Source organism: Enterococcus sp. BSD2780061688st2 D3, assembly GCF_005844145.1.
Classification (GTDB): domain Bacteria; phylum Bacillota; class Bacilli; order Lactobacillales; family Enterococcaceae; genus Enterococcus_B; species Enterococcus_B durans.
Window position 1 is genome coordinate 73,321 of record NZ_SPHN01000006.1, and the last position, 26,434, is coordinate 99,754.

26 protein-coding genes are annotated in these 26,434 nt (G+C 38.7%); 24 read left to right on the top strand and 2 right to left on the bottom strand.

The genetic code is table 11. The annotated features are described in order from the left end of the window. Nucleotides 1–82 precede the first annotated feature (82 nt). From FGQ66_RS06620 to recN, 7 genes are all read left to right on the top strand, one after another. Nucleotides 83–928: a bifunctional methylenetetrahydrofolate dehydrogenase/methenyltetrahydrofolate cyclohydrolase gene (locus tag FGQ66_RS06620; protein WP_081133901.1), complete on the top strand. Its 846-nt coding sequence runs from the start codon at nucleotides 83–85 to the stop codon at nucleotides 926–928. Beyond that, entirely contained in the window at nucleotides 929–2,290 is a 1,362-nt protein-coding gene (xseA, locus tag FGQ66_RS06625; RefSeq protein ID WP_113845375.1) for an exodeoxyribonuclease VII large subunit, read from the top strand. It abuts the gene before it with no gap. Next, a complete protein-coding gene (locus FGQ66_RS06630) occupies nucleotides 2,271–2,495 on the top strand; it encodes an exodeoxyribonuclease VII small subunit (protein ID WP_081133899.1) in 225 nt (74 codons plus the stop codon). Before xseA ends, FGQ66_RS06630 begins: the two co-directional genes overlap by 20 nt. Beyond that, nucleotides 2,495–3,379 (top strand): polyprenyl synthetase family protein, encoded by an 885-nt coding sequence (locus FGQ66_RS06635; protein ID WP_081133898.1) that lies wholly within the window; start codon nucleotides 2,495–2,497, stop codon nucleotides 3,377–3,379. The genes FGQ66_RS06630 and FGQ66_RS06635 overlap by 1 nt, the downstream gene beginning before the upstream one ends. Before the next feature lie 14 nt (nucleotides 3,380–3,393). Then, on the top strand, nucleotides 3,394–4,212 hold the full coding sequence (locus FGQ66_RS06640) for a TlyA family RNA methyltransferase (protein ID WP_113845376.1): 819 nt from the start codon (nucleotides 3,394–3,396) through the stop codon (nucleotides 4,210–4,212). 100 nt (nucleotides 4,213–4,312) lie between these two features. Next, complete coding sequence (gene argR / locus FGQ66_RS06645; protein ID WP_005881063.1) at nucleotides 4,313–4,762, top strand: arginine repressor; 450 nt, start codon at nucleotides 4,313–4,315, stop codon at nucleotides 4,760–4,762. A 17-nt stretch (nucleotides 4,763–4,779) separates the two neighbouring features. Further along, nucleotides 4,780–6,462, top strand: coding sequence for a DNA repair protein RecN (gene recN / locus FGQ66_RS06650; protein ID WP_113845377.1), 1,683 nt, complete (start codon nucleotides 4,780–4,782; stop codon nucleotides 6,460–6,462). A gap of 181 nt (nucleotides 6,463–6,643) precedes the next feature. On the opposite strand, the gene FGQ66_RS06655 is transcribed toward recN, so the two are convergent. Further along, nucleotides 6,644–6,760, bottom strand: a complete 117-nt coding sequence (locus FGQ66_RS06655) for a DUF4044 domain-containing protein (RefSeq protein WP_005881061.1) — start codon at nucleotides 6,758–6,760, stop codon at nucleotides 6,644–6,646. Between the two features lie 71 nt (nucleotides 6,761–6,831). Then, entirely contained in the window at nucleotides 6,832–7,788 is a 957-nt protein-coding gene (locus tag FGQ66_RS06660) for a magnesium transporter CorA family protein (RefSeq protein ID WP_081133895.1), read from the bottom strand. A 220-nt stretch (nucleotides 7,789–8,008) separates the two neighbouring features. Here FGQ66_RS06660 and FGQ66_RS06665 point away from each other — a divergent pair, with 220 nt between their 5' ends. From FGQ66_RS06665 to ileS, 17 genes are all read left to right on the top strand, one after another. Then, the gene (locus FGQ66_RS06665; RefSeq protein ID WP_005881059.1) at nucleotides 8,009–8,377 is read left to right on the top strand and encodes a DUF3397 domain-containing protein; all 369 of its coding nucleotides are present in this window, start codon (nucleotides 8,009–8,011) and stop codon (nucleotides 8,375–8,377) included. A gap of 172 nt (nucleotides 8,378–8,549) precedes the next feature. Further along, a complete protein-coding gene (gene mraZ / locus FGQ66_RS06670) occupies nucleotides 8,550–8,981 on the top strand; it encodes a division/cell wall cluster transcriptional repressor MraZ (protein WP_113846239.1) in 432 nt (143 codons plus the stop codon). Nucleotides 8,982–9,000: 19 nt separating this feature from the next. Further along, a complete protein-coding gene (gene rsmH, locus FGQ66_RS06675; RefSeq protein WP_081133894.1) occupies nucleotides 9,001–9,960 on the top strand; it encodes a 16S rRNA (cytosine(1402)-N(4))-methyltransferase RsmH in 960 nt (319 codons plus the stop codon). Nucleotides 9,961–9,964: 4 nt separating this feature from the next. After that, nucleotides 9,965–10,360: a cell division protein FtsL gene (gene ftsL / locus FGQ66_RS06680; protein ID WP_005881053.1), complete on the top strand. Its 396-nt coding sequence runs from the start codon at nucleotides 9,965–9,967 to the stop codon at nucleotides 10,358–10,360. Further along, the gene (locus FGQ66_RS06685; protein ID WP_113845379.1) at nucleotides 10,361–12,553 is read left to right on the top strand and encodes a penicillin-binding transpeptidase domain-containing protein; all 2,193 of its coding nucleotides are present in this window, start codon (nucleotides 10,361–10,363) and stop codon (nucleotides 12,551–12,553) included. It abuts the gene before it with no gap. 25 nt (nucleotides 12,554–12,578) lie between these two features. Continuing rightward, entirely contained in the window at nucleotides 12,579–13,541 is a 963-nt protein-coding gene (gene mraY, locus FGQ66_RS06690) for a phospho-N-acetylmuramoyl-pentapeptide-transferase (RefSeq protein ID WP_081133891.1), read from the top strand. 13 nt (nucleotides 13,542–13,554) lie between these two features. After that, on the top strand, nucleotides 13,555–14,937 hold the full coding sequence (gene murD / locus FGQ66_RS06695) for a UDP-N-acetylmuramoyl-L-alanine--D-glutamate ligase (RefSeq protein ID WP_113845380.1): 1,383 nt from the start codon (nucleotides 13,555–13,557) through the stop codon (nucleotides 14,935–14,937). Next, on the top strand, nucleotides 14,937–16,022 hold the full coding sequence (gene murG / locus FGQ66_RS06700; protein WP_005881046.1) for an undecaprenyldiphospho-muramoylpentapeptide beta-N-acetylglucosaminyltransferase: 1,086 nt from the start codon (nucleotides 14,937–14,939) through the stop codon (nucleotides 16,020–16,022). The genes murD and murG overlap by 1 nt, the downstream gene beginning before the upstream one ends. A gap of 16 nt (nucleotides 16,023–16,038) precedes the next feature. Continuing rightward, nucleotides 16,039–17,247: a cell division protein FtsQ/DivIB gene (locus FGQ66_RS06705; RefSeq protein WP_138302041.1), complete on the top strand. Its 1,209-nt coding sequence runs from the start codon at nucleotides 16,039–16,041 to the stop codon at nucleotides 17,245–17,247. A 153-nt stretch (nucleotides 17,248–17,400) separates the two neighbouring features. Then, nucleotides 17,401–18,723: a cell division protein FtsA gene (ftsA, locus tag FGQ66_RS06710; RefSeq protein WP_081133887.1), complete on the top strand. Its 1,323-nt coding sequence runs from the start codon at nucleotides 17,401–17,403 to the stop codon at nucleotides 18,721–18,723. Nucleotides 18,724–18,745: 22 nt separating this feature from the next. Continuing rightward, on the top strand, nucleotides 18,746–19,987 hold the full coding sequence (gene ftsZ, locus FGQ66_RS06715) for a cell division protein FtsZ (RefSeq protein WP_005881040.1): 1,242 nt from the start codon (nucleotides 18,746–18,748) through the stop codon (nucleotides 19,985–19,987). 16 nt (nucleotides 19,988–20,003) lie between these two features. Further along, nucleotides 20,004–20,690: a YggS family pyridoxal phosphate-dependent enzyme gene (locus FGQ66_RS06720; protein WP_016177076.1), complete on the top strand. Its 687-nt coding sequence runs from the start codon at nucleotides 20,004–20,006 to the stop codon at nucleotides 20,688–20,690. Beyond that, entirely contained in the window at nucleotides 20,690–21,280 is a 591-nt protein-coding gene (locus tag FGQ66_RS06725) for a cell division protein SepF (protein ID WP_005881036.1), read from the top strand. Before FGQ66_RS06720 ends, FGQ66_RS06725 begins: the two co-directional genes overlap by 1 nt. A gap of 29 nt (nucleotides 21,281–21,309) precedes the next feature. Next, a complete protein-coding gene (locus FGQ66_RS06730; protein WP_113845383.1) occupies nucleotides 21,310–21,579 on the top strand; it encodes a YggT family protein in 270 nt (89 codons plus the stop codon). A gap of 35 nt (nucleotides 21,580–21,614) precedes the next feature. Continuing rightward, a complete protein-coding gene (locus tag FGQ66_RS06735; protein ID WP_005881032.1) occupies nucleotides 21,615–22,397 on the top strand; it encodes a YlmH family RNA-binding protein in 783 nt (260 codons plus the stop codon). Nucleotides 22,398–22,417: 20 nt separating this feature from the next. Further along, entirely contained in the window at nucleotides 22,418–23,125 is a 708-nt protein-coding gene (locus tag FGQ66_RS06740) for a DivIVA domain-containing protein (protein ID WP_005881030.1), read from the top strand. A 254-nt stretch (nucleotides 23,126–23,379) separates the two neighbouring features. Further along, the gene (gene ileS, locus FGQ66_RS06745) at nucleotides 23,380–26,172 is read left to right on the top strand and encodes an isoleucine--tRNA ligase (RefSeq protein ID WP_113845384.1); all 2,793 of its coding nucleotides are present in this window, start codon (nucleotides 23,380–23,382) and stop codon (nucleotides 26,170–26,172) included. Nucleotides 26,173–26,434: the final 262 nt, after the last annotated feature.

A 26,434-nucleotide genomic window follows, 5' to 3' on the forward strand; every position in this document is an offset into this window, starting at 1 on the left:
TCTGTTAATGAGTCAAAACGGGTTATAAAACAACGATTATCTATGGTAGAATAAAAGCACAAAAAAATCTGGGAGTGATTGTATGGCAGAATTGATCAATGGAAAAGAATTAGCTGAAAAAATGCAAGCAGAGATTGCTATAAAAGTAAATAAACTAAAAGAAAAAGACATCCATCCCGGATTAGTCGTTTTACTAGTGGGTGAAAATCCAGCTAGTCAAGTCTATGTTCGAAACAAGGAACGTTCCGCAAAAACGATCGGTATTTATTCAAAAGTCGAACGATATGCGCAGACGATTTCTGAAGCGGATCTGTTGGCTGAAATTGAAAAGTATAATCAGGATCCTAGATTCCATGGTATCCTAGTTCAGTTGCCACTACCAGAACACATAGATGAAGAGAAAGTCTTACTTGCAATCGATCCTAAAAAAGATGTCGATGGATTTCACCCAATGAATTTAGGCCGATTATTAGCGGGAAATCCTGACAAGATTCCATGTACACCTTATGGAATCATGAAAATGTTTGAAGCTTATGACATTGATCTTTCTGGCAAACGAGCAGTGGTGATCGGACGAAGCAATATTGTTGGCAAACCGATGGCGCAACTGATGTTGATGGCGGATGCTACTGTTACGATCGCGCATTCAAAAACAAAACAACTTCCAGAGTTAGCTAAAGAAGCAGATATCTTGGTCGTAGCCATTGGTCGTGGTCATTTTGTAACGAAAGAATTTATTAAACCAGGCGCTGTTGTGATTGATGTGGGGATGAATCGTGATGAAAACGGCAAGTTGATCGGTGATGTGAAGTTTGATGAAGTCGAACCTTTGGCAAGCTACATCACACCTGTTCCAAAAGGTGTTGGACCGATGACGATCACGATGTTGATGTACCAAACAGTCATGGCCGCTGAAGCAGGTGAGTAGATGACCCAAGAATATTTAACAGTTACTACGTTAACGAAGTATTTAAGAAGAAAATTTGATGTAGACCCTTATCTTGAAAGGGTCTATTTAACAGGAGAAATTTCTAATTTCCGTTTGCGTGCAAATGCACACCAATATTTTAGTTTGAAAGATGATCATGCCAAAATATCTGCCATCATGTTTAAAGGAGCTTTTCAGAAACTGCGCTTTCAGCCAAAAGAGGGGATGAAAGTATTAGTTGTCGGGAGAATCTCGCTTTATGAAGCTGCTGGATCTTATCAGATCTACGTGGAACACATGGAGCCTGATGGTGTAGGGGCACTTTACCAAGAACTGGAAGAGCGAAAAGAAAAACTGTTGAAAGAAGGACTTTTTCAAGGGCCAAAACGGACACTTCCCCGCTTTCCGAAAAGAATCGCTGTTTTGACTAGTCCAAGCGGTGCGGTGATCAGAGATATCATCACTACAGTAAAACGGCGTTATCCGATTGTTCAGTTAGTCTTATTTCCAACCGTTGTCCAAGGAAACCAAGCGGCAGACAATATCGTAAAAAATATCCAGCAAGTAGAAAAATTGGGGAATTTTGATACGATGATCATAGGCCGTGGTGGTGGATCAATCGAAGATTTATGGCCATTTAATGAAGAGCGAGTTGCTAGAGCAATCTATGAAGCAAAAACGCCTATCATATCCTCCGTTGGACATGAGACAGATACAACAATTGCTGACTTAGTTGCGGATGTGCGGGCTGCGACTCCGACTGCAGCAGCTGAATTAGCTGTCCCAGTGTTATCAGAAGAATTGTTGAAGATCAAGGAGCGACAAGCTAGACTTGAACAGGCATTTATGCGCCAGATTCAGCGCAAACAAGAACGCTTTGAACGGGCAAAACAATCTTATGTCTTTCGTCAACCCGATCGCCTATATGAGGGTCAGACCATCAAATTGGATCAGTTGAAACAACGATTGATGCAGTCAACACAGCAAATTTACCATCAAAAAGAAAAAGAAACATTGAATTTATCGCATCAGTTGCAACAAGTTGCTCCTCTTTATCGAGTGAAGTCTGCGAAACAAGAAGCAGGTTATCTTGAGAAAAGGTTAGCAGAGAAAATGCAGCAATACATGCAAATGCAAAGGCAACAGTTTCAACAAGCAGTTCAATCTCTGGACCTGTTAAGTCCACTGAAAATCATGGGACGCGGTTATACGTACACGACCATAAATGAGCAAGTGGTCAAAAGTGTGACAGAGATCCAACCAGACGATTCTTTGGTCATCCACTATCAAGATGGGCAAGTAATCGGCAAAGTACAAAAAGTAGAAAAGGAGCATAAACAAGATGGCAAATCCAACATTTGAAGAATCATTGCAAGAGTTAGAAAAAATCGTCATGCAGTTGGAACAAGGGGATGTTCCTTTAGAATCAGCACTAGATGCATTTAAACGTGGAATGGAATTAAGCAAGCAATGTCAGGATACTTTAACAAAGGCAGAAGAAACACTAACGAAAATGATGACAGAAGCAAACGAAGAAATTTCTTTTGAAGGAAAAGAGGAAGCCTAATGAAATTAGCTGATTTTTCTGCTATTCATCTTCCTGCTGTCGAAAACGAGATGCTTGCTTTTCTTGACGAGTATACATCTGATGAAAAGTTAAAAGAAAGCATGGTGTATTCGATCCGTGCGGGGGGTAAGAGAATCCGCCCTTTACTTTTGTTGACTACAGTTGCTTCATTTGAAGAAGTTATCAATACGACTGTTTATCAAGTAGCTGCCGCCCTTGAAATGGTTCATACGTATTCGTTGATCCATGACGATCTGCCAGCGATGGACAACGACGATCTGCGTCGAGGGAAGCCAACGAATCATAAAATCTATGGCGAAGCACTGGCTATATTGGCGGGTGATGGCTTACTCACAGGTGCGTTCCAGCTGATTAGTATGACTCATTTAGCAAATTCACCAAAACTTCTGCTGTTACAACAGTTAGCTGTGAGTGCAGGGACGCAGGGAATGGTTGCTGGCCAAGCTGCCGACATTGAAGGCGAAACAAAACAGCTTGCTTTAGAAGAATTAGCGTTCATCCATGAGAGAAAAACAGGGCGGTTGATCCATTATGCGCTACTAGCCGGCGGAGTTTTAGCAGATCAGCCGGAAGAAGTAGTAGGGGAATTGCAACAGTTAGCCAGACACCTAGGACTGGCTTTTCAAATTCGAGATGACTTATTAGATGTGATCAGTACTACTGAGGAGTTAGGAAAAACTGCTGGCAAAGATGCGGAAATGGAAAAAAATACCTATCCCCGATTGCTAGGGATCGAAAAGACAAAAACAGCATTGAAAGCAGAAATCGCTAGTGCGAATGAAATCATCGAACGTCTAGAACAAACCGTCTATTCGTTTAAAGGACAACTGCTTCGTCAATTAGTACAGCAATTTGATATATAGGAATGAGGAAAAAAATGGAAAAAGAACGTGTGGACGTTTTAGCGGTCAAACAAGGATTATTTGAAACGAGAGAACAAGCAAAACGTTCAGTCATGGCAGGACTGATTTACAATGAAAAAAATGAACGTTTTGATAAACCTGGTGAAAAGATCCCTGTTACCAATGAATTGAAAATCAAAGGGAAAAAATTACCATATGTTTCCCGCGGCGGGTTGAAATTGGAAAAAGCACTAAACGTTTTTGATCTATCTGTTGCCGATAAAATCTTGCTTGATATTGGTGCTTCTACCGGTGGCTTCACGGATGCAGCGTTACAAAATGGCGCCAAAATGAGTTATGCGTTGGATGTTGGCTACAATCAACTGGCGTGGAAGATCAGACAGGACGAGAGAGTAGAAGTAATGGAAAGAGTTAATTTTCGTTATTCAAAACCCGAAGATTTCAAGTTGGGAGCACCTGAAATTGCGGTGATCGATGTTTCGTTCATTTCTTTGAAACTAATGCTTCCTCCTTTACACGACATTTTAACAGATGGTGGCGAAGTGATAACCTTGATCAAGCCACAATTCGAAGCTGGCAGAGATGCGGTTGGGAAGAACGGTATCGTGCGTGATCCGAAAACCCATATACAAGTAGTTGAGGATATCTTGCGTTTTGCTACGGGCCATGGCTATGATGTTTTAGAACTAAGCTATTCCCCGATCACTGGTGGCGAAGGAAATATTGAATTTTTGGCACATTTGAAAAAAACAAAAGACGAAGGAACGTTATCTCCAACGATCGACGTAGTAAAAATCGTTGAACAAGCCCATGAACAATTCAATCACAAATAAATGCGAGCCAGATGATAAAGAAGTCAACGAATTCTTCTTTATTAAGCGCTTGAAATAAGCTATCATAGTAAAGAAGAATAAACGAAGGAGCGAAGAGCGTATGAGAAAAAAGGATCGACATCGTTTGATTACTCGGTTACTGAACGAAAATGATATCAGAAAACAAGAAGAATTCGTTGAAATCTTAAAAAACAAAGGGATATCTGTGACTCAGGCAACCATCTCTAGAGATATAAAAGAACTCAAACTTATCAAAGTCCCTGCCTCAGATGGCGGTTATCGTTACAGTCTTCCGGCAGAAACAAGTGAAGATGTGAATACGAAATTAGAAAAATTACTGAGAGATGCCTTTGTAGCTGTTGACCAAATGGAAAAATTTGTGATTTTGAAGACATTGCCTGGAAATGCATCAGCAGCTGCTAATCTTATCGATAAGCGCTATAAAAAAGAATTGTTTTCGATCATTAATGATGATGACAACGTGCTGATGATTACGCGTACAGAAGAAGATGCTGTGACATTAAAGAAAGATTTTCTACATTACCTTTGATAGAAGGAGTGAGTGCGATGTTACAAGAAATCAGTATTACTAATTTTGCGATTATTCCTGAACTGCGGTTGTCTTTTCATGAGGGAATGACGGCACTCACAGGTGAAACAGGCGCAGGAAAATCAATTATTATTGATGCTCTTGGGCTGTTGGCAGGAGGAAGAAGCTCAAGTGACTATATCCGACAAGGTGCAGATAAGTGTATTCTGGAAGGTTTATTTGAGTGGCCTAAACAAGACGGTTTTTCTGCATTGATGAATGAGTTAGGAATCGAATCTGATGGAGACAACCTGATTGTTCGAAGAGATATGTCTTTGACAGGGAAAAATATTTGTCGTGTCAATGGGCACATCGTAACATTAGCTAATCTAAGAAAAATAGGCAGTTATTTGGTAGATATCCAAGGCCAAAATGAACATCAGGAATTGTTACAACCAGAAGCACACTTAGTTTTACTCGATCGTTTTGGCGATAATGAATTTCAGCGTAAGAAGAAAAATTATCAGAAAGAGTTTTCGCGCTACCGCGAACTTGAACGGCAAGTTCGTAAGATCCAGAAAAATGAAAAATCTTTTGTCCAACGGATTGACATGCTTCATTTTCAGCAAGAAGAAATCGCTGCGGCACAATTAGAAGTAGGCGAAGAAGAACAGTTAAGTGAAGAGCGAGAAAAATTAAGTAATTATCAAAAAATAGTGGATAGTTTAGCTAGTGGCTATAGTGCGCTGAGCGGGGAAGAGCGGAGCAGTGTAGACAATGTAGGATTGGCAGTAGCTGAGCTGCAAAGTATCGCGCACTTGGATAATGAGTACGAGGCGATTTTTGAAAATGTCCAAAGCGCCTATTATTTATTGCAAGATGCAATCGGTGATATGAGTCGTCAAATCGACTTGCTAGAGTTAGATGAGAATCGCTTAGAAGAAGTGAATCAACGATTAGAGCTGATCCGTCAATTAAAGCGTAAATATGGGGAATCGATCGAAGCCATCTTGAACTATTATGATGATATCACTCAGGAACTAGCCTCTTCCGATTTTTCCGAAGGACAACTTGAAAAAATGAAAAGTGAACTGGCTGAAAAAGAAGAGAAACTTCAGAAACAGGCAGTAGAATTACATGAGATACGAAAGAAAATCGCTAAAGGATTAGAGCAATCTATCTTAAAAGAATTAAAAAGTCTTTATATGGAAAATACTGAATTCGAAGTACGCTTTTCAAAATCTGACAAGGCACAACTAGATATGAATGGATTTGACCAAGTGGAGTTCTACATAACCACGAATCCTGGGGAGCCTTTGAAACCTTTAGTCAAAGTAGCTTCTGGCGGCGAGCTTTCTCGGATGTTATTAGCATTGAAGACGATCTTTTCTTCTGAGCAAGGAGTAACTAGTATTATTTTTGATGAAGTAGATACAGGGGTCAGTGGAAGAGTCGCACAAGCAATCGCAGATAAAATCTCACAAATCTCACGTTATTCACAGGTGTTATGTATTACACATCTTCCTCAAGTAGCAGCCGTGGCTGACTATCAGTATTACATTAAAAAAGATGTCATCAAAGGGCGCACTCAAACCTCTGTAGCAGAATTGGCGCCAGCACAGCGTGAAGAAGAAATTGCACGGATGTTGGCAGGAAGTGAAATCACCCCTTTAACGATGGAACATGCAAAAGAATTACTACGCTTAGCGAAACAAGACTAAGTATTTTGTTTGATCAATAAGCGGTTGACACTAAGACAGCAATAGATGATTATTGTGAAAAGAACTGAAACGTGTTTTTCGGTGGTTGAAGAAGCTGTTTTGGGAGCATTGTTTATTCGAAAAAAAGAGAAGGCTGACAAAATCTTTGTCAGCCTTCTTTTTTTCGTTCAAACAATCGATGTTACATGACACTCATTACAGCAGTTAAAACAACTGAGCCAACAGTTAGAATAAGCATTGTCCAAATGACAATTTTGGTGATCTTGGAAAACGTACTTGTTTGTTTTTTCTCACGCATAGTATCTACCTCGAAATTTTATTGTTGCCCTTAGTTTACATGCTTTTTCTTTATTCGACAAGGGGGGGTGTTTATAAAAACTTCCCCTTTTTTAAATAATAAGCGGTTAGTATACTAATGAGTAGCATAAAAAGGGTCAGCCATAAAAAGGCGTCATCCCGTTCAGCAATAGGAAGTTTGATATTCATCCCGTAGAGACTTCCGATGATTGTCGGGATCGTTAAAATAATTGTAAGAGAAGTTAAAATTTTCATAATATTGTTTAGGTTATTCGATATAATAGCAGAAAATGTTTGATTCATTTGTTCTACGAGATTCAACTGGATGCGGGCAGTCGTTCTAGCTTGTTCCGTTTCAATGATCACGTCATGTAGATGAGCTCTTAGCGCATGATTTTCTTGGATCGCTTTATTTTTTATCAGAGTGTTTAGTGTAGTGGAATTTGCGGCTGTTGCTTCTCTGAAATACACTAAGCTTTTCTGGATATCCATGATTTGATATAGCTGACTATTTTCCGTAGAAACACGTAATTGTTTTTCTAAAACATCACATTGAGATTGTAAAGTAGACAAATACGTGTTGTATGAAAAAGTGATCTGCCAAATGATCTGCATGAAAATATTTAGATTGGTCGATAAATCATTTTTTTCAAACGTTTGACTGAATACTTTTTTCAAAAAGAGTGGTTCGTGATTCGTAATTGTGATAAGCTTTTTTTGAGGTGTCACTATAATTGAAAAAGGATACGTATCCACTTGGAAATAGCCACTGGGACTTGTCTTTACAAAAGGATATTGTAATAATAATAACGCTGGTTTTGTTAGTTTTGTTTGATTGAATTCCTCTTCTCTTGAATTCTCAGCATCATCTAGTATCGACGTAATATAATCGGAAGGAATCTGGAATTGATGAGTTAGTGCATTGATTTCTTCTTCGTTTGGACGTTCCACACAATACCAAACTGTTTCAGCAGTTTCTTTTTGTGTATTTACTAGTTGCTGGTTAGTCATAGAAAAATACTTGATCATAGTCGAACCTCCTAAAATCTTTGTTTCTTCTATTATAACGGATAATCCAATCGAACACAGTTGGGGAGATTGGACTAGGCAACTTTTCTGATTGATGTCGTCATTTGAAGTAGAAGACTCGATAAAGCAAAGAAAACTGTATAAATTTAAAATAAATGAAATAGTTGTGTAAAGTTTATAGCGTATACTTGAAACAACTAGAAGAAGGAGTTTTTGTCAGATGGGCACTTTTACGCCAATTGTTTTATTTTGGTATATTTTTCCTGCAATCGTCTTATTTGGTTGCAACTTTTTGGTAAAACTATTTTCATTGGACCGTCGTTTTAAAATTAAAGCTCCTGATCTTGCTGTCCCTTTTTTGTGGGGAGGCATGCATGCTTTATCACGTAATATGGCCACTTTTTCATTCCTACCATTTTTCATGATTTCCATGCTTTTAATGGCAATATGTATTGCTGTATTCCAAGCTTATTATTATGATGAAATCATTTATTCGCGTTATTTGAAAATGACTTGGCGGTTAGCATTTTTACTGACGATCGTCTTTTACGGACTATTGATCGTTTTAAATATCCTTACGTATCTATGATAAAAAACGGTTTCGAGCTGTAAAAAGTTTTTTTAAAGACTTTTTACAGCTTAATTCTTAAAAAAGTTTTTATGAATAAAAAAGTTATTCTCGGATTTTCCATAAAAGGTGGTAGAAAGTGGGGGATTGTGGTAGACTAATTTTAGTTAGTGGAGGAACGGGGGTAGTTTCAATGTTGATGGGCGAATATCGGCATAATATTGATACAAAAGGTCGTATGATCGTACCTTCGAAACTTCGTGAAGAACTGGGCGAAGAATTTGTCCTCACCAGAGGATTAGATGGCTGTCTTTTTGGCTATCCCATGAGTGAATGGCAGAATCTAGAGTCCAAATTAAACGAAATGCCCTTAGCTAAAAAAGATGCTCGTACGTTCGTGCGTTTTTTTTACTCGGCTGCCACTGAATGTGAATTAGATAAACAAGGACGTATCAATATCCCCAGCACATTGAGAAATTATGCTGCTTTGACAAAAGAATGTGTAGTGATCGGCGTTTCAAATCGAATTGAGATATGGGATGAAGAACACTGGCAAGAATTTTCCAAAGTTGCAGAAGAAAACTTTGATGAAATTGCTGAAAATATGATTGATTTCGGACTATAAGATAGGAAGAGGCTGACTAATGACTGAAACATTTCAACACTATACAGTCATGTTGAAAGAGACGGTTGATGGATTGAACATCAAACCTGATGGCATTTATGTAGACTGTACACTTGGCGGTGCCGGACATAGTGAATATTTATTGAGCCAATTGAATTCAAATGGGCACCTTTATGCATTTGATCAAGATCAAAAAGCAATCGATCATGCAACAGTACGATTAGCCCCATATGTTGAAAAAGGCATGGTTACTTTTATCAAAGCAAACTTTCGAGAATTAGAAGAGCAGATAACAAAATATGTTTCCCATGTGGACGGTATTTTGTATGATCTAGGGGTATCTTCGCCTCAACTTGATGAAGCAGAAAGAGGATTTAGCTACCATCAAGACGCACCGCTAGACATGCGCATGGATCAATCAGCGCCTTTGTCTGCGTATCATGTGATCAATGAATATCCTTATAATGAACTAGTAAAAATTTTCTTTCGCTACGGTGAAGAGAAATTTTCAAAACAAATCGCTCGAGAAATTGAACGAGTTAGAAAAATACGCCCAATCGAAACGACTGGCGAGTTAGTAGAAATCATTAAAGATGTGATTCCTGCACCAGCGAGAAGAAAAGGCGGTCATCCGGCAAAACGGATTTTCCAAGCTGTGAGAATCGCAGTCAACGATGAACTGGGTGCGGAAGAAGCATCATTAGAACAAGCGATTCGTCTTTTAAATCAAAATGGTCGTATCAGTGTGATCACGTTCCATTCGTTAGAGGACCGTATCGTCAAAAGTATGTTCAAGGAATATAGTACAGTCCGAGATTTACCGCCAGGATTGCCAGTCATTCCAGAAGAATTTCAACCAGAATTAAAATTGATCAATAGAAAGCCAATTCTTCCTTCTGAAGAAGAATTAGCTGAAAACAACCGATCTCGTAGTGCTAAATTACGAATTGCTGAAAAAATACGTGTGAAAGAGGAGTAGAATAATGGCAGAATTAAGAAAAGCACAAGAATATCCATATGATTTACCAGATATGGTCGAACAACCTGAACATCAGCTGCCAGATTCGAATCAAGAAGTTATTCTTCCTCAATCGCCAGCAAAACGGTTAAAACATATATCCAATTTAGAAAAACTGGCTGTAGTAAGTATTACGCTTTCGGTGATTGCACTTTGCATACTAACTGTAATGTTGCGTACGAATATCAGTGGTGTAGAAAACGAAATTACAACGATCCAAACTAAAATCGACAAAAAAAATGTCGAAAAAACAAGTTTAGTACAAGAAAAGAACGAGTTGTCACGTACTGAACGAATCAAAAAAATCGCAGAAGAAAAAGGGTTGTCGATCAACGACGACAATTTAAGGAAAGTGAAGTAAATGAGTCTTAAAAATAAATTCCGGCGGTTTATGGAAAAGAAAAATCTAAATCCGATGAACAATCGCAAAAAAGTAGGTATCATTTTATTTGCTACGAGTATTGGATTGTTCTTTTTATTTGCCGTCCGTTTTTCGTATATCGTTATTGGAGGCCATGTTGCTGGGACCTCTCTAGCGGAAAAAACTGAACAGCTCTACAAAGGTAGTGAAGTCGTCAAAGCAAAACGCGGAACGATCTATGATCGCAATGGAGTGGCCCTTGCTGAAGATGCTAAATCTTATTCGATCAAAGCTATCTTATCCAAAACGTATACAACTGGTGATAAAAAATTGTATGCCCAAGAAAAGGATTTTGATAAAATCGCTACGATTTTGCATAAAAATCTTTCAATCGAAAAGAGCCAGGCACTAAAGATCCTACAAGATGGTGCGAAAAATGAGCTATACCAAGTAGAGTTTGGAAACTATGGGAAAAATATCTCACAGGAGACCAGACAAACGATCGAATCAGAAATGAAAAAAGAAAATATCGCTGGGTTATATTTTGAAGATCATTCTGCACGGATGTATCCTAATGGTGTATTTTCTTCTCATTTTATCGGGTATGCTGTCCCAAATAAGGACGATACAGGTCTAGTTGGTAAATTGGGATTAGAGGCTGCTTATAATGATGTATTGAGCGGAAAAAATGGGAAAATCATTTATCAAAAAGATAATTACCAAAATGCCTTACCAGGGACAGTCGCTGAAGAAGAAAAAGCAGTGAATGGTCAAGATATTTATACGACTTTAGATAGTCGTCTTCAAAGTTATTTAGAAACCTTGATGGATCAAGTCAATGATGAGTATCAGCCAGAAGAATTGACGGCTGTCTTAATGAAAGCCAAAACTGGTGAGATCTTAGCTATGGGTCAACGACCTACTTTCAATCCAGAAACAATGGAAGGATTACAAGAAAAAGATTCCGTTTGGCGTAATTTCTTGGTTCAAGATAGCTATGAACCAGGCTCTACAATGAAAGTCTTCACGACAGCAGCTGCTATCGAAGAAGGCAAATTCAATGAAAATGAAACGTATCAATCAGGTAAGATCAAAGTTGCAGATGCAACGATCAATGACCATGATTATGGCGCAAAAGGTGTCTTGACAATGAGACAAGCACTTTCTTGGTCAAGTAACGTTGGGATGGTCATGTTGGAACAACGGATGGGTGGTGCATGGTATAACTATCTGCAAAAACTAGGTTTTGGACAAAGTACTCACTCTGGCTTAGATGACGAGGTTTCAGGCGATTTGCCAACTATAAACATCGTTGACCGTGCCATGAGTGCTTATGGACAAGCTATCGGAGTGACGAACTTCCAGATGATGAAGGCATTCACGTCAATAGCAAACAATGGTACGATGATCCAACCACGTTATATCAGCAAAATCGTCGATCCAACGACTGGTGAAGAAAGAGCAACGCAAACAGAAGTATTAGGACAACCATTTTCAAAGGAAACGACTCAAAAAGTACGCGAATATATGCGTGATGTGGTAGAAAGTGAAAATTATGGTAGTGCCTATGGTGTATATAGTGTACCTGGTTACAATGTTTCGGCTAAAACGGGTACTGCACAGATTGCTTCTGATACTGGTGGTTACCAAACAGGTGAGACAGCTTACTTGTATTCAATCGTTGAAATGGTTCCGTCAGAAGATCCTGAATATGTATTGTATCTAACGATGAAACACCCTAAAACATATGACCGTGATGCATTAGCAAAAATTGCTAATCCATTGATGAAACGTGCAATGGACTTTAAAGAAACAGAAACAGATGAAAAAACAGAAGAAGCAACTGAAAAAGTGACTGTGGCTGATTACCGTAACCTAGGTACAGATGTTGCTGCAGCAGATGCACAAAAAAGCGGACTACAACCAATTGTTATTGGTGATGGTAAAAAGGTGAAAAAACAGTCAACAGAACAAGGCGATCAATTGATTTCTGGTGAAAAGATCATCTTATATACTGGTGGCGAGAAACTGATGCCTGATGTCACCGGTTGGTCTAAAGCAGACATCATGAAATTAGGTAAAATATTAGGGATTGAGGTAACTTTCGACGGTGATGGCTATTGCACAAAACAAAGCCTTGCGCCGTATGAAAAAATTACCGATGATAAATTAAGCTTTACATTAGAAGAATAAGAAGAGAATTAGGAGAGAAAAGAGCATGGAGTGGACACAAGCATTAATTCCTATCGTTAGTAGCTGTGCAATGACAGTTGCAGCAATGCCGCTATTTATTGGATATTTTCAAATGAAAAAACAAGGACAAGCAATTCGGGAAGAAGGACCTAAATGGCATAATGTCAAAGCCGGAACTCCTACCATGGGTGGTTTAGTGTTCTTGGTTGCAGCTATATTGACAGGGATTTGGGTAGGTGCTTGGCAAGAGCAACTTACTCCTACTCTTTTCATTCTATTATTTGTTTTAGCACTGTATGGCGCGATTGGTTTTTTAGATGACTTTATCAAAATTTTCAGAAAAAGAAATATGGGTCTAAATTCAAAACAAAAACTGATTGGACAAATCGTCGGCGGCATCATTTTCTATGCAGTCTATCGTTCAGAAAATTATGCCGGTACACTGAACTTCTTTGGTATTGAGATTCCTCTTGGGATCATCTACGGAATTTTTGCTATTTTTTGGTTAGTCGGTTTCTCAAACGCTGTGAACTTAACTGATGGTATTGATGGATTAGTGGCAGGGTTAGGTAGTATTTCATTTGCCACTTATGGAATCATTGCTTGGCATCAACAGCAATATGATGTACTGGTCATTTGTTTGAGTGTACTTGGTGGATTATTGGGATTCTTTGTGTATAACCATAAACCAGCAAAAATCTTTATGGGGGATGTGGGCTCACTTGCCCTAGGTGGATTACTGGCAGCAATCTCAATGATGTTGAATCAAGAATGGACATTATTGTTAGTTGGTTTGATCTATGTAGTGGAAACAGCTAGTGTTATGTTGCAAGTGACATCATTCAAACTAACTGGAAAAAGAATTTTTAAAATGTCTCCGATCCATCATCATTTTGAAATGAGTGGTTGGACAGAGTGGAAGATCGATATTGTTTTTTGGGCAATTAGTCTAGTGACTTCTTTGATTACATTATGGTTCATTTGGTAGGAGATGACAGGAAATGAAAAAAATTTCAACGTATGAAAATAAAAAGGTCCTTGTTTTAGGATTAGCAAAGAGTGGATTTAGTGCGGCCAAATTGTTACATGAATTGGGCGCACTTGTCACTGTAAATGATGGGAAACCTTTTGATGAAAACCCTGAAGCACAAGAATTGCTGTCAATGGGGATAAAAGTGATCACAGGGAGTCATCCAATCGAATTATTGGATGAAGAATTTTCGTTATTAGTCAAAAATCCCGGTATCCCTTATAGTCATCCTTTCGTTTCAAAAGCACAAGAACTGGGTATTCCGGTAATTACGGAAGTAGAATTAGCTTACGAGGTAGCGGAATGTCCGATTATTGGCATCACTGGGACGAATGGTAAAACGACAACTACCACCATGACTGGTTTATTATTGAATGCTGAAAAAAATGATGGCATTGCTCGCTTAGCTGGAAATATTGGTTATCCTGCAAGTAGTGTGGCACAAGAAGCAACTAAAGAAGATAAAATCGTGATGGAATTATCAAGTTTTCAATTGATGGGAATCACTGAATTTCGTCCTCACATTGCTGTGATCACGAATATTTATGAAGCGCATATTGATTATCATGGTACGCGTGATGAATATGTCAAAGCCAAATGGCAACTTCAAAAAAATATGACTGAATCAGACTACTTGATCCTCAACTGGAATCAGTCTGAATTAAGAGAACTAAGCAAAACGACAAAAGCAACTGTTTTACCATTTGCAACAGAACAAGAATTGTCGAAAGGTGCCTATTCATTGAATGGAAGTATCTTCTATGATCAAGAAAAAATCATGGATAGTTCTGAAATGGGTGTGCCAGGCGCTCACAATGTTGAAAATGCATTGGCCGCCATTTCAGTTGCTAAATTGTATGGGGTATCTAATACCGCAATCAAACAAACATTACAGCTTTTCCATGGTGTACCACACCGTACGCAATATGTAGGGGAAGTTCAAGGACGTAAATTTTATAATGACTCAAAAGCCACGAATATTTTAGCGACAAAAATGGCTTTAAGTGGATTTACACCAGAAAACTTAGTATTGATCGCTGGTGGGCTAGATCGAGGGAATTCATTTGATGCATTGATTCCTTCCTTAACAGGTCTTAAAGCATTGATCGTTTTTGGTGAAACAAAAGAGAAATTGATGGAGGCTGGCAAAAAAGCAGGTATTCCTATTATTGAAACAGCGGAAAATGCTGAATCAGCAGTGCCTGTTTCTCTTTGCTTAAGTGGAGAAGGCGACGTGATCTTATTGTCACCAGCTAACGCTAGTTGGGATCAATACCCTAACTTTGAAATCAGAGGCGAACGCTTTATGGACGCTATCAATAAACTAGAAAATGTAGAAGCGAGCGATAATTAATGAAAATTTTGGTTACAGGTGGAGGAACTGGAGGACATATCTATCCAGCATTAGCCTTCGTCAATTATGTTAAAACACAAGTGCCAAATGCTGAATTTATGTATGTTGGTGCACAAAGAGGGTTGGAGAATAAGATTGTTCCAGAAACAGGGATTCCATTTCGTACCTTAGAGATCCAAGGATTTAAACGAAAAATTTCACTGTACAATGTTAAAACAGTCCAACTATTCTTGAAAAGTATCCGTTCAGCAAAAAAAATTTTAAAAGAATTTCAACCAGATGTTGTGATTGGTACAGGCGGTTATGTTTCAGGAGCCGTCGTCTATGCGGCTGCAAAATCAAATATTCCAACGATCATCCATGAACAAAACAGTGTCCCAGGGATGACGAATAAATTTTTAAGTCGCTACGTGGATCGAATCGCTATTTCCTTTAAGGATGCTCAAGCATTTTTTCCAGAAGAAAAATCTGTGTTAGTGGGCAATCCACGTGCACAAGAAGTAGCGAATATGAATAAGACGGATATCGTCGAATCGTTTGGACTGGACCCCAATAAAAAGACTGTCCTGATCTTTGGTGGAAGCCAAGGAGCGCTAAAAATAAATCAAGCTGTAACAGATTTTTTGACTGATTTTGAAAGTACGGATTATCAAGTGCTTTATGCTTCTGGCGAGCGTTACTATGAAGCAGTGAGAGAAAAAATAAATGCTTCACCAAACGTTAGTGTCCAACCCTATATCTCTAAAATGGCAGAAGTCATGGCTGCGAGTGATTTACTAGTCGGTAGAGCGGGAGCCACTTCCATCGCTGAGCTAACGGCGATCGGTTTGCCAGCAATCTTGATCCCAAGTCCTTATGTGACGAATGATCACCAAACAAAAAATGCCATGAGTTTAGTGCATGCGCATGCAGCTAAGATGATCAAAGATGACGAGTTGACAGGAAAAACATTGAGAAATGCAATCGAAGAAATCATGACAAACGACAAGCTGCAACAAAGCATGTCCGAGGCATCTAAACAACAAGGGATTCCAGATGCCTCAGAACGGCTATATCGATTAGTAGAAGCTGTTATTCAGAAATAAAGGCGGGTGGTCTAAAGTGAGTAAGAAAAAAGAACCAGAAAATTTGCCGAATCAATCTGTTGATGAGAACAATCTAACTCCTTGGCAAAAGGCCAACCGGAAATATTTAGCAGAACATGGTAAAAAAGAAAAAGAAGCAACGAAAAAAACGGATAATGAAGTTCAACCAGACGAACAAGAAGCGGATGCAGAACCAGCAACTGAAAAGGATGTTCCAGAACATGAGCATGACGCTCCATCCGAAGATGAAACGGAACAAATAAAAGCGGGTGGACCTTACAATGGTTCTTTCCTCAATCGATTGCCCAATCTAAAAAATCAGCGAAATAAAGTATTGTATCGGCGCTTGGCTTTGATTATCACGATTCTAGGTATACCATTGATCTTTTTGATTTATTACGTATCTCCATACAGCAAGTTGCAAGCAGTCACTGTATCGGGCAACGAAAATGTCGCTGCCCAGACAGTCATTACGGATACGAAGTTAACGATGGGTACGAATATTTGGAAACAATACTGGCATAAGGCTGACTACATCAACAATTTGAAAGAAGAACAGCCACGGATCGAAAATGCACAAATCAGTTTTAAAACGCTCAATACGTTTACTTTAAAAGTCAAAGAGTACAAAGAAATTGCTTTAGTAACGAAAAACGGGCAGTATTATCCTGTAATGGAAAATGGGACAGTTCTAAGTGAAAAAGTGGCTAATCCCACAAAAAATCTTCCTATCTTAGATGGATTCACGAACAATGAAAAAATCAAATCATTAACAAAGGAATACAACAAACTGTCAGCTGAATTGCAAAAAGCAATTTCTGAAATCAAATATACACCAAGTGATACGAATAAAAACTTGCTCCGATTGAATATGAATGATGGCAACCAAGTCATTGTAAATATCCAAAATCTAGCTAGTCAAATGAAATACTACGCACAAGTAGCAAAAGATATGGATGAAAAAGGTGTGATCGATATGGAAGTCGGTATTTTCTCCTATCCTTATTCAGAAAGCAGTGCAGAAGCAGAACAGACCTCTGGAACAAATTCGATGGAAACAACGACAGAACAAACAAATGGATCCTCTGCGAGTTCCGAACCTTCATCAGAAGAAACAGTACCAAGTGAGTCGGAACAGACAGGGAATACGTCAGGTGATACAAGTGAAACAAATCAAAATGACGATAATTCAAGTTCGTCTTCTTCGATTTCAACAGAAAATTGATAAAACAACTTTAAAAAGTGAGAATCTACTTTCTAAAAACCAGTAATTTATGGTAGAATTGAAAGCAGTGAATATATCTATTAAAGTATATTTAAAAACGGACGTTAGTTGTTCGCTTGTATATGGAATAGTAAGTAGGAGGGAATCCCATTCATGGCAAAAACAGGAATGTATGTAGGCCTTGATATTGGAACGACATCTGTCAAAGTTGTCGTGGCTGAATATATCGACAGCCAAATGAATATTATTGGAGTAGGAAACGCAAAATCAGAAGGGATTAACCGCGGCATTATCGTTGATATCGATAAAACGGTCCAAGCGATACAACGAGCAGTACGACAAGCAGAAGAAAAAGCAGGAATCCAGATCAAGAGCGTAAGTGTTGGTTTGCCCGCAAACATGCTTGAAGTTGAAAATTGCCAAGGAATGATCGCAGTTAACGGAGATTCAAAAGAAATCACCGACGAAGATGTCCGAAATGTGGCTTCAGCTGCCCTAGTTCGTTCAATTCCTCCTGAACGTCAAATCGTATCAATTTTGCCACAGGACTTTACCGTGGATGGATTCGAAGGAATCAAAGATCCACGTGGAATGATCGGTGTCAGACTAGAAATGTATGGTCTATTGTTTACTGGACCAAAAACTATTGTTCACAATATTCGTAAATGTGTAGAAAATGCAGGATTGGTCGTAAATGAATTAGTCATTACGCCATTAGCTTTAACAGAAACAATCCTTTCAGATGGAGAAAAAGATTTCGGTACGATTGTTATTGATATGGGTGGGGGCCAAACAACAACGGCTGTTATGCATGATAAACAATTGAAGTTTACCAGTCTAGATCAAGAAGGTGGAGAATTCGTCACCAAAGATATTTCCATTGTATTGAATACTTCATTCAATAATGCCGAAGCGCTAAAAATCAATTACGGTGATGCTTATCCAGAACGGACTTCTGATCAAGAAGAATTTCCAGTTGATGTGATCGGACAATCTGAACCAGTGAAAGTTGATGAACGCTATTTGTCAGAAGTCATCTCTGCACGTATGGAACAGATTTTTAACAAAGCAAAAGCTGCTTTAGATCAAATCGAAGCACTAGAACTACCTGGTGGAGTAGTGCTTACTGGTGGAGCAGCAAGTCTTCCTGGCGTTGTTGATCTAGCCCAAGAAATTTTTGGTGTAAACGTCAAACTATATGTACCAAATCAAATGGGTCTACGTAATCCAGTTTTTACTAATGTTATCAGTATCGTTGATTATTCAGCAAACTTGAGTGAAGTTTACCAATTGGCTAAAATTGCTGTAACTGGGGAAACAACTATTGCTCATCATCCGACTGTTGAACAAGAAGTAACTACTTATGATAGTTATGAGGTTCAAGAAGAAACTGATTATGACGAATCTGAACAAAAGAAATCTGGCGAAAACGTAACGAATAAAATTAAAGGTTTCTTTTCAAATATTTTTGATTAATTCATCCTGGGAGGAATAAAATATGGAATTCTCAATTGATAATAATATCAATGACGGCGCAGTAATCAAAGTCATCGGTGTCGGTGGCGGCGGAGGAAATGCTGTAAACCGAATGATTGAAGAAAATGTAAAAGGCGTAGAATTTATTACTGCCAACACAGATGTACAAGCTTTGAAAAATTCAAAAGCTGAAACTGTCATCCAATTAGGCCCTAAATATACACGTGGGTTAGGTGCAGGTTCACAACCAGAAGTTGGACAAAAAGCTGCTGAAGAAAGTGAACAATCTTTAAGAGAAGCATTAGATGGCGCAGATATGATCTTTATCACAGCCGGAATGGGTGGCGGAACTGGTACAGGTGCTGCACCTATCGTAGCTGGAATCGCTAGAGAATTAGGCGCTTTAACAGTCGGCGTTGTGACACGTCCATTCACTTTTGAAGGACCAAAACGTGGCCGTTTTGCTGCAGAAGGAATTGCACGTTTGAAAGAAAACGTGGATACATTATTGATCATTTCAAACAACCGCTTATTAGAAGTAGTTGATAAAAAGACACCAATGTTAGAAGCGTTCCGTGAAGCGGACAACGTTTTACGCCAAGGTGTTCAAGGTATCTCTGACTTGATCACAGCTCCTGGTTACGTGAACTTGGACTTCGCTGATGTGAAGACAGTAATGGAAAACCAAGGAACTGCTTTGATGGGTATCGGCGTTGCAAGCGGTGAAGATCGTGTAGTTGAAGCAACGAAGAAAGCTATTTCTTCTCCACTATTAGAAACATCGATCGATGGAGCAGAACAAGTCCTATTGAACATCACAGGCGGGTTAGATATGACATTGTTTGAAGCACAAGATGCTTCTGATATCGTTGCAAATGCGGCTACAGGAGATGTAAACATCATCCTAGGTACTTCGATCAATGAAGAAATGGGCGATGAAATCCGCGTAACGGTTATCGCAACAGGTATCGACGAATCAAAAAAGGAACGCAAGTCTAGTCGTCCAACTAGACAAACATCTATGCAATCATCTACTCAAAAACCAGTATTGGATATGGATCAAGCAAAACCTACTCCAGTAGACGAAGAAAGTAGTTTTGGAGACTGGGACATCCGACGTGAACAAAATGTCCGTCCTAAAGTTGACGAATCTAATTTTGATACTATTGAAAAAAAAGAATTTGATACATTCAATCGTGAAGAAACAAAATCAAATGGTGATGACGAATTGAATACACCACCGTTTTTCCGTCGTAAAAAATAAGGGAGAGGGAGAGCACATGATTGCTGACAACTTGCTAAAAATCGAGCAAGACATTCAGGATTCGTGTGCTCTTGTTCATCGTAATCCGAAAGAAGTTACTTTAGTGGCCGTGACAAAGTCTGTGGACTCTGACAAGGCAGAAGAATTGATTAAAGCGGGAGTAAACAATTGCGCAGAAAATCGCGTAGATAAGTTATTGCAGAAAAAACAAGATTTGCAAAATCATCCTGATATCAAGTGGCATTTAATTGGTAATTTACAGCGCAGAAAGGTAAAATTGATTGTAAATGAAATTGATTACTTTCATGCGTTGGACAGTTTAAGATTAGCAGAAGAGATCCAAAAAAGAGCAGAAAAACAACTTGCTTGTTTTGTAGAAGTGAATGTCTCTGGTGAAGAGTCAAAACAAGGGATATCCCCAGATGAACTTCTTCCTTTTTTAGAATCGTTGGCTTCATTAACTAAGATAAAAGTTGTCGGTTTGATGACAATGGCGCCTAAAGATGCTTCTGCTGACCAAATTCGTAAAGTGTTTGGAACGCTGAAAGAGTTGCGTGATCTTGTTCAGAAGAAAGAACTTCCACATGCACCATGTACAGAATTAAGCATGGGAATGAGTCAAGATTTCCAATTGGCAATCGAAGAAGGTGCTACATTCATTCGTGTAGGGACAGCGTTATTCAAAGACGAGGAGGAACAATAATGCCGCTTTTAAATAGAGGAGCAATTGCTAATTTTTTCGGATTAGCTGATGAAGAAGAGTACGAAGAATACCCTGAAACAACTAATAGAGCTGTAACACAGCCGACTAAGAATAAACCAACACAAGTGCAGATGAGTCAACCCAAAACAACGGTGGTCTCAAAACCACGTGAACAACAAAGGACTACACGTCCTGTGACCCGTGAAACTGCACAACCAGAAACAAAAAAAGTAATTGAATTACATCAATCATCTGCTAAAAATGTCCGTAAAGAAGAAGCTACAAAATCTTCATTTACACCAAAGACAAATTTAGCTGGAAAAATCACGGTCATGGAACCACGTACGTACTCTGAAGCGATGACCATTGCGAAACGGATCATCGCTGGAGAAGCCACGTTAGTTAATTTTCATCTTGTGGAAGAAAAACAAGCAAGAAGAATCGTTGATTTTCTAACTGGAACTGTCTATGCACTAGACGGTGATATCAAGCGTGTGGGAGACGAAATCTTCCTATGTACGCCTACAGGTATGGAAATCGATAGTTCAACGGCTCAATCGTTTGCGGACGTGAACATGTTTGACCTATAAGAGGAGGAACTACGATTTATACTATTTTTATGTTACTTAATTTGCTTGGGCAAGCAGCATATTTTTACAGTATCTTGTTGATGGTCTATGCACTGTTATCTTGGTTTCCGGGAGGATACCAATCAGGAATCGGTCGGTTCCTAGCTAAAATATGCGAACCATATATACAGTTATTCGAACGACTTCCTTTACGGATCGGCGGCTTTGATTTCACGATCTTGGCATCGATTCTCATTTTGAATTTAGCGGTACAAGGACTGCAACAAATCGTCCTATGGTTGATGATGGCAGTTTACTGATCAACGAATCAGAGAGAAAAATAGGAGGGGGAAAAATGGACGCAAATGTATATCAGCATTTCCGTGCGGATGAACGTTCTTTCATTGACTCAGTTGGTGATTGGATCGAACAGGTCCAGGGTCAATATGCGCCGTATCTTACAGATTTTCTAGATCCAAGACAATCCTATATATTAGAAACGTTGGTTCGACAAGAGACCGAACTACGCTATTCTTTTTATGGGGGATATGAGCAGGCGGAACGGAAGAGATGTTTGATTTTCCCCGAATATTATCAACCTGAAGATGAGGATTTTGAAGTTTCATTATATGAGATTCACTATCCAAGCAAATTTGCCAGTTTGAGTCATGGAAAAATTCTGGGTACATTGGTTGGTACTGGGATCAAACGTTCTTACTTTGGCGATATCATTTCTGACGGGGAACGTTGGCAAGTCTTCATCGCACAAGAAGTAGAACAGTTTGTTGTAACTCAAGTAACAAAAATTGGTAAGGTCGCTGTTCGTTTAGAACCGAAGAAGTATACAGAATTGATTCTGCCCAAAGATAGTTGGACTGAAGAAAGAGGTACTGTTGCTTCATTGAGACTAGACAGTGTCATCTCAGAGATTTATAATATCTCCAGACAACGTTCAAAACAGTTGATTGAGTCAGGTAAAGTAAAAGTGAATTGGACTGAAAACACTCGACCCGACTTTTTACTTGAGCTACTGGATATTGTTTCGATCAGAGGTTTTGGTCGCATCCAAATACAGGGACTTGAGGGGAAAACTAAAAAAGAAAAGTATAGAGTATTGTTTGGTGTATTACGTAAATAAAACAAGAAGGTGGTTTACTCATGGCTTTAACTCCATTAGATATCCAAAATAAAACATTCCCGACAAAAATGCGGGGATATAATCAAGACGAAGTAGATGATTTCTTAGATTTAGTTGTTCGTGATTACGAAGAAGTAACACAAAGAAATCGTGAACTTGAAAAAGCAGTGAAACATTCAGAAGAAAAACTCGAATATTTCAATGAATTAAAAGATGCGTTGAATCAATCGATCATCGTTGCCCAAGATACTGCAGATAAAGTAAAAACTAGTGCAAGTAAAGAATCAGAAGTGATCGTTACTTCTGCACAAAATAAAGCAGATGAATTGGTAGCCACAGCTGAAAAACGTGCGCACCAATTGACGACAGATGCTGAAGAAAAAGCAAGAAAAATCTTGACAGATGCTACTGAAAAAGCAAAACAATTAGCAACTGAAACAGAAGATCTGAAGAAAAAAACACGTGTGTTCCATCAAAGAATCAGCTTGATGTTAGAATCACAATTAGAACAAGTGAAGAGTCCAGAATGGGATGAGATTTTACAACCATTCTCAAGTTATGTCACAGATAGTCATGAAGTAATCAAAGAAGTTTTGGCAAAACAACTTGACAATGAAAATCAAACTGATGTAAACTCAGACACAGGAATCATGGAAGCACCAATCACAGCATTCGATACTCAGGCAATCGATATTTCGATCGTTCCTGGAGATCATGAAGAAGAGTAGAACAGAAAAGCCTCTTGCCATTCTTTAAGCGAGCCGATGATAGTGGAAGATCGGTAAGACACTGCAAGATGAAAGATCCTCTACCTGAATTGTTTCTGAACTAAGAGTAGGAAACAGCGGTTGACCTCGTTATGGGTCTTCGAGAGTTACATCATCATGTAACTGAATTTGGGTGGTACCACGGCATGTTCGTCCCTTGGATGAACATGCTTTTTTGTGTTCTCAAAATTATTAATCAAGGAGTGTAGTGCGTAATGAAAATGAAAGAAACCTTGCAACTAGGTAAAACAAAATTCCCTATGCGTGGGAACTTGCCAAATCGCGAAGCAGATTGGCAAAAAGAATGGGAAGAAAATAAAATCTACCAAAAAAGACAGGAACTAAATGAAGGAAAACCAAGTTTTGTACTTCATGATGGCCCTCCTTATGCAAATGGAAATATCCATTTAGGTCATTCACTAAATAAAATCAGTAAAGATATTATCATCCGTTCAAAATCAATGTCGGGTTTTCGTGCACCCTATGTTCCTGGTTGGGATACTCACGGCTTGCCGATCGAACAAGTATTAGCCAATAAAGGAATCAAACGTAAAGAAATGTCTAAGGCTGAATATTTGGAAAAATGTCGCGAATACGCACTTTCACAAGTAGACAAACAACGGAATGATTTCAAACGATTGGGTGTCGCAGGTGACTGGGATCATCCATATGTCACTTTAGATCCGTCTTATGAAGCTGCCCAGATCAGAGTGTTTGGTAAAATGGCTGAAAAAGGCTATATCTATAAGGGATTGAAACCTATCTATTGGTCACCATCAAGTGAGTCTTCACTTGCTGAAGCTGAAATCGAATATAAAGACGTGAAATCACCTTCTATCTTTGTTGCTTTTAATGTCAAAGATGGAAAAGGGATCGTTGATGAAGATGCTGCTTTTGTGATTTGGACAACAACACCTTGGACATTACCAGCTAACCAAGGGATTGCAGTAAATCCTAGCTATACGTATGTATTAGTGGAAGCTGATGGCCGTAAATTTGTAGTTGCAAAAGATTTATTAGAAACTGTCCAATCAGAAATCGGTTGGGAAAATGTGAGTGTCTTAAAAGAGTTTTCAGGTCAAGAGATGGAATATATGACTGCTTGGCATCCATTCTATGATCGTGAATCATTAGTGATCTTAGGTGATCATGTCACTTTAGATGCTGGTTCTGGTCTAGTACACACAGCTCCTGGGCATGGGGAAGACGACTATATCGCTGGGAATAAATACAAGTTACCTGTAGTATCACCAGTTGATTCTAAAGGCGTGTTTACAGATGAAGCACCTGGGTTTGAAGGGATCTTTTATGATAAAGTAAATCCAATGGTCACAGATCTATTAAAAGAAAAAGGCGCTTTATTGAAATTAGACTTCTTTACCCATAGCTATCCTCATGATTGGCGTACAAAAAAACCGGTGATCTATCGTGCAACACCTCAATGGTTTGCATCGATTGATGATTTCCGACAAAACATCCTTGATGAAGTCGAAAAAGTGAACTGGATTATTCCATGGGGGAAAACACGTCTTTATAACATGATTCGTGACCGAGGCGACTGGGTCATTTCACGACAACGTGCTTGGGGTGTACCATTACCAATTTTTTATGCAGAAAATGGGGAAGCAATCATCACACCAGAAACAATTGAACATGTTGCGGATCTATTCGCAGAACATGGATCGATCATTTGGTTTGAAAGAGAAGCAAAAGAGTTACTTCCTGAAGGATTTACACATCCAGGTTCACCGAACGGTCAATTTACGAAAGAAACAGATATCATGGATGTTTGGTTTGACTCAGGTTCATCACATGAAGCAGTTTTACGTCAACGTCCAGAATTGACATTCCCTGCAGATATGTATTTAGAAGGTTCTGACCAATACCGTGGTTGGTTCAATTCAAGTATCACAACGAGTGTAGCAATCAATGGCGTGGCACCATATAAATCAGTTCTTTCACAAGGATTTACTTTAGATGGAGAAGGCCGCAAAATGAGTAAATCACTTGGAAATACGATTTTACCTGAAAAAGTGATCAACCAGTTTGGAGCAGATATTTTGCGTCTTTGGGTAGCAAGTGTCGACTATGAAGCGGATGTCCGCGTTTCAATGGATATCTTGAGCCAAGTTGCAGAAGTTTACCGTAAAATCAGAAATACCATGCGTTTCTTGATCGCGAATACAGAAGATTTTGATCCGAAAAAAGATACAGTTTCTTATGAAGAACTACGCTCTGTTGATAAATATATGACAGTTCGTTTAAATGAAGTGATTAAAGAAATTCGTGAAGAAGGATATGAAAAATATAACTTTATGCATATCTATCGTACAGTGATGAATTTCTTGACAGTAGATCTATCTGCATTCTATCTAGATTTTGCCAAAGATGTGGTTTATATCGAATCAGAAAATGATTATCAACGTCGTTGCATGCAAACTGTTTTCTATCAAACAGCTGTGGCATTGACAAAATTATTGACACCGATCATTCCACATACAACGGAAGAAATTTGGTCATTCTTGAAAGAAGAAGAAGAATATGTGCAATTAAGCGAACTTCCTGCATATGAAACATTTGCTAACCAAGAAGAGTTGATGGATACGTGGGCAGCATTTATGGACTTAAGAGATAAAGTATTGAAAGCTCTTGAAGAAGCACGTAACAGTAAATTGATTGGGAAATCTTTAGAAGCTAAATTAACGATCTATCCAAATCAACAAGTACGTGAATTGCTAACAGCGGTGGACGCAGATATTCCACAATTATTGATTATTTCACCTGATTATTTTGAAGTGAAAAATGATCAAACAGATGTACCTGCAGAAGCTGTGACATTCGATGATGTTTCGATTTTAGTTGAAAAAGCAGATGGAGAAACTTGCGATCGTTGTCGCCAAATCCGTAAAGATGTCGGAGTTGATGAAAAATTACCTCATCTATGCGGACGTTGCGCACATATCGTAGAAGAAAATTATCCAGAAGCAGTTGCTGAAGGGTTTGAATAACAGTTAAAAGAACAGAAGTGATAAGGTACCAGAAATCCTCAGAATTCATAAAATCATTTTTCAAATTTTGAGGATTTGGGCTTATTGCTAGAGAATGGGATTCTCTTTCGTTTATAGTGATATAGAGGTCGAGACAAAATTCGCTTAGGTTTGAGAAACTGAATAAAAAAACGAACAATACATTTTTTTGTATTGTTCGTTTTTTTTTGAAATTTTCGAAAAAAATGACTTTTGGACGCCGTTTATTCGAGAGTCTGTAGCA

Coding starts and splice junctions, on each gene's coding strand:
- FGQ66_RS06620 (WP_081133901.1), top strand. CDS start 83: ATGGCAGAATTGATCAATGGAAAAGAATTAGCTGAAAAAATGCAAGCA.
- xseA (WP_113845375.1), top strand. CDS start 929: ATGACCCAAGAATATTTAACAGTTACTACGTTAACGAAGTATTTAAGA.
- FGQ66_RS06630 (WP_081133899.1), top strand. CDS start 2,271: ATGGCAAATCCAACATTTGAAGAATCATTGCAAGAGTTAGAAAAAATC.
- FGQ66_RS06635 (WP_081133898.1), top strand. CDS start 2,495: ATGAAATTAGCTGATTTTTCTGCTATTCATCTTCCTGCTGTCGAAAAC.
- FGQ66_RS06640 (WP_113845376.1), top strand. CDS start 3,394: ATGGAAAAAGAACGTGTGGACGTTTTAGCGGTCAAACAAGGATTATTT.
- argR (WP_005881063.1), top strand. CDS start 4,313: ATGAGAAAAAAGGATCGACATCGTTTGATTACTCGGTTACTGAACGAA.
- recN (WP_113845377.1), top strand. CDS start 4,780: ATGTTACAAGAAATCAGTATTACTAATTTTGCGATTATTCCTGAACTG.
- FGQ66_RS06655 (WP_005881061.1), bottom strand. CDS start 6,760: ATGCGTGAGAAAAAACAAACAAGTACGTTTTCCAAGATCACCAAAATT.
- FGQ66_RS06660 (WP_081133895.1), bottom strand. CDS start 7,788: ATGATCAAGTATTTTTCTATGACTAACCAGCAACTAGTAAATACACAA.
- FGQ66_RS06665 (WP_005881059.1), top strand. CDS start 8,009: ATGGGCACTTTTACGCCAATTGTTTTATTTTGGTATATTTTTCCTGCA.
- mraZ (WP_113846239.1), top strand. CDS start 8,550: ATGTTGATGGGCGAATATCGGCATAATATTGATACAAAAGGTCGTATG.
- rsmH (WP_081133894.1), top strand. CDS start 9,001: ATGACTGAAACATTTCAACACTATACAGTCATGTTGAAAGAGACGGTT.
- ftsL (WP_005881053.1), top strand. CDS start 9,965: ATGGCAGAATTAAGAAAAGCACAAGAATATCCATATGATTTACCAGAT.
- FGQ66_RS06685 (WP_113845379.1), top strand. CDS start 10,361: ATGAGTCTTAAAAATAAATTCCGGCGGTTTATGGAAAAGAAAAATCTA.
- mraY (WP_081133891.1), top strand. CDS start 12,579: ATGGAGTGGACACAAGCATTAATTCCTATCGTTAGTAGCTGTGCAATG.
- murD (WP_113845380.1), top strand. CDS start 13,555: ATGAAAAAAATTTCAACGTATGAAAATAAAAAGGTCCTTGTTTTAGGA.
- murG (WP_005881046.1), top strand. CDS start 14,937: ATGAAAATTTTGGTTACAGGTGGAGGAACTGGAGGACATATCTATCCA.
- ftsA (WP_081133887.1), top strand. CDS start 17,401: ATGGCAAAAACAGGAATGTATGTAGGCCTTGATATTGGAACGACATCT.
- ftsZ (WP_005881040.1), top strand. CDS start 18,746: ATGGAATTCTCAATTGATAATAATATCAATGACGGCGCAGTAATCAAA.
- FGQ66_RS06720 (WP_016177076.1), top strand. CDS start 20,004: ATGATTGCTGACAACTTGCTAAAAATCGAGCAAGACATTCAGGATTCG.
- FGQ66_RS06725 (WP_005881036.1), top strand. CDS start 20,690: ATGCCGCTTTTAAATAGAGGAGCAATTGCTAATTTTTTCGGATTAGCT.
- FGQ66_RS06730 (WP_113845383.1), top strand. CDS start 21,310: ATGTTACTTAATTTGCTTGGGCAAGCAGCATATTTTTACAGTATCTTG.
- FGQ66_RS06735 (WP_005881032.1), top strand. CDS start 21,615: ATGGACGCAAATGTATATCAGCATTTCCGTGCGGATGAACGTTCTTTC.
- FGQ66_RS06740 (WP_005881030.1), top strand. CDS start 22,418: ATGGCTTTAACTCCATTAGATATCCAAAATAAAACATTCCCGACAAAA.
- ileS (WP_113845384.1), top strand. CDS start 23,380: ATGAAAATGAAAGAAACCTTGCAACTAGGTAAAACAAAATTCCCTATG.